At 59.9% G+C, this 392-nt stretch carries 1 protein-coding gene; it reads left to right on the top strand.

From position 1 onward, the window contains the following. A partial coding sequence (locus Q5Y71_RS17280; RefSeq protein ID WP_306043307.1) for a hypothetical protein occupies positions 1 to 392 on the top strand: 392 nt, incomplete at both ends.

Below are 392 nucleotides of genomic sequence, written 5' to 3'. Positions count from 1 at the left end.
CGATGCCAGGGCCTCCGCCGCCGAAGCCGCCGCTAACGATGCCCAGGCTGATGCCACTGCAGCGCTGGCGGATCTGAGCGATATTGCCTCGGACAGCAAACTGCATCCCGAGGAAAAACCCCGGGCCATCCGCGAGTACCACCAACTGCTCGCAGAGCAGGCCGGCATTGAAAACCAGGCGAACCGTTACGGTATCACCAGCGAGAAAACTGCCTACAGTGGTGCCATTACCGCCCTGTCGGATTATCTCGGCGGCACCGGCTGGGACAATACTGGCACGGTCACCACCATCAATCGCAGCACCTGGGATAATAAATGGCAGGAGGTCTATACCCAACGACAGGCACTGCTCAATAAAATCGACCAGCTTGCCGGTTCCCTGGCGGACTGGG

The sequence above is a fragment of the Microbulbifer sp. 2205BS26-8 genome, assembly GCF_030731025.1.
GTDB classification, from domain to species: domain Bacteria; phylum Pseudomonadota; class Gammaproteobacteria; order Pseudomonadales; family Cellvibrionaceae; genus Microbulbifer; species Microbulbifer spongiae.
This window is presented reverse-complemented; position numbering and strand designations above follow the sequence as displayed.